Source organism: Glycomyces paridis, from assembly GCF_004912155.1.
Taxonomy (GTDB): domain Bacteria; phylum Actinomycetota; class Actinomycetes; order Mycobacteriales; family Micromonosporaceae; genus Glycomyces; species Glycomyces paridis.
Genome location: NZ_STGX01000001.1, coordinates 150,482 through 152,842 on the forward strand (window position 1 = coordinate 150,482; position 2,361 = coordinate 152,842).

Here is a 2,361-nt window from a genome sequence, read left to right on the forward strand (position 1 = left end):
GCCCGTTTCACGACCGCCCGGCGCGCCAGAGCCGCATGCCGGTGATCGGGCCCGCCACCACCCACCTCCCGCTCCTCATTCCCCTCCCCGGTAAGGCTGGCCCCACCCCGCATCCGCCAGGCTTCCTCATGGTGAGAGCCTATGCGCGGCAATAGCGTTGGCCTCATGAAACCGCCCGCATCCCTATTGGCCCCCGCCCTGCTCCCCGCCCTGGTCCTCGGCTCGGTCCTCGCCTTCGGCGCGCCCGCCGCCGCCGAGACCGGTACCGAATCTCTCGATGTCGAGTCCGCCCGGACACTCATCGAGTCCCGCATCGCCGAGATCCTCGACGAGGAAGAGATCCCCGGCGCCGCGGCCGCGCTCGTCGTCGACGGCGAGACGGTCCTCGCCGAGGGCTACGGCGAGGCCGTCGCCGCAGACGGGACCCCGTTCGCCGCCGACACCGCCTATTACACCGGCTCGGTCGGGAAGCTCTTCACGACCGCAGCCGCCCTCCAGCTCGTGGCCGAAGGCGGGCTCGACCTCGACGCCGACGTCAACGACCCCCTCGCCTTCACCGTCCCCGACACCTACCCCGGTCGGCCGATCACCTTGCGGCACCTGCTCACCCACACCTCCGGCTTCGAGGACCGCATCGCGGGCTGGGGCCGCTGGGACGCCGGCGACATGCCCGACCTCGCCGAGTTCGCCGCCGCCGCGCTGCCCGACCGCCTCCGCCCGCCCGGCGAGGTCGTCACGTACGACAACTACGACATGGTCCTCGCCGGGCTCCTCATCGAGGACGCCTCCGGCCAGTCCTATGAGGACTACGTCGCCGAGCACGTCTTCGCGCCCCTCGGCATGGACCACAGCCGCATCGTCCACGAGGAGCCCGCCAAGGACGCCGCCACCGCCGAAGGCCACCGCTACGCCGACGGCCAGGTCCCCACCGAGGGCCGCCTCTCCCCGGGCGTCCCCGCCGGTCCCGGCATCCTCACCACCGCAGACGACATGGCCCGCTTCATGACCGCGCTCGCCACCGGCGACCCCGCCTTGGGCGAAGGCGTCGCCGAGCAGATGACGACCCGCCAGTTCGGCGCCGACGACCGCATGCCCGGCATGGGCTTCAGCCTCCAGGAGTTCGCCGGCCCCGGCGGCGGCGTCTGGTTCAAGGACGGCGACGTCTCCGGCTTCCACTCCGCGCTCGCCCTCGTCCCCGCCCGCGGCATCGGCGGCCACATCGCACTCAACGGCGACGGCACCGACGCCGCAGCGACGATCTACGCCGCCCGCACCCTCGTCGGCGACGTCCTCACCGCCCTCGACGCCCTCCCCGCCCCCGCCGAAGCGCCCGCGGCCTCCGACGACCTCGACGCCTACACCGGCGAATACGTCAGCACCCGCACCTCCCGCTCCGACTTCACCGAGGTCACCCGCCTCTTCGGGCCCGTCACCGTCACCGCCGCCGACGGCCTCCTCCACACCACCGGCCTCTCCTTCGACCCCGAAGCGGGCGAACAGCACTGGACGCCGCTCGGCGACGGCCTCTTCCGCGAGCGCGACGGGGACGCCACCATCGCCTTCACCGCCGACGGGCTCCTCCTCAGCAGCCAGGACCCCGCCGTCGCCTACGCGCCCGTCCCCTGGCACGAGTCCTCCACCCTCCACCTCGCCGCACTCGCCTTCGGCACCCTCGTACTCACCGCCGGACTCCTCGTCCTCACCGCGACCGCGTTCGTCCGCCTCTTCCGCCGCGGCGACCGGAAGCCCCTGCTGCGCACCGCCACCGCCTGGACGGCCTGGCTCCTCGGCGGCACCGCGCTCGCCGTCCTCGCCCTCCTCATGACCGCCATGTCCGACCAGAACCTCCTCGCTCAGCGCGTCGTCACCGGCTCACCGCTCCTGACCACCGCGCTCGCCCTCGGCCTGGCGACGGTCGCACTCACGGCGGTCACCGCCGCGGTCTTCGCCACGGCCTGCGCCAAACGGCAGCTGACGAAGCACACCGCCACCGGCCACGCCCTCATGCTCGCGGGCGGCCTCGCGTTCTCCGCGGTCCTCCTGAGCGTCAACCTCACCGTGCTCTGAACCCGATAGCGCCGGGCCCGCAGGGGCCCGGCCGCCAATCGGAGCGGTTCACCGATCCTTCACCGAAAGGCCACCGCGGCGGTCGACGGCGTTTCGCCGCCCGACGCGGGACCTCCATACGATGCGCAGATGTCCGACGCCGACGTCCATCGTTGACGGCCACGATGTCCACAGTCACCGCACCGGCGCCGGCCGCGACCGCCTCCCCGCGGCCGCGACCCGCCTTCCGACCCGAGGTCGAAGGCCTCCGCGCCATCGCGGTCGTGCTCGTCGCCGTCTACCACATCTGGTTCA

1 protein-coding gene is annotated in these 2,361 nt (G+C 73.0%); it reads left to right on the forward strand.

The features are described from left to right. The first annotated feature begins 165 nt into the window (after window positions 1-165). Entirely contained in the window at window positions 166-2,067 is a 1,902-nt protein-coding gene (locus E9998_RS00625; protein ID WP_158299653.1) for a serine hydrolase domain-containing protein, read from the forward strand. Window positions 2,068-2,361 lie beyond the last annotated feature (294 nt).

Bases quoted from the DNA above. Each gene is read 5' to 3' on its own strand.
- E9998_RS00625 (WP_158299653.1), top strand. From the start codon at position 166: ATGAAACCGCCCGCATCCCTATTGGCCCCCGCCCTGCTCCCCGCCCTG.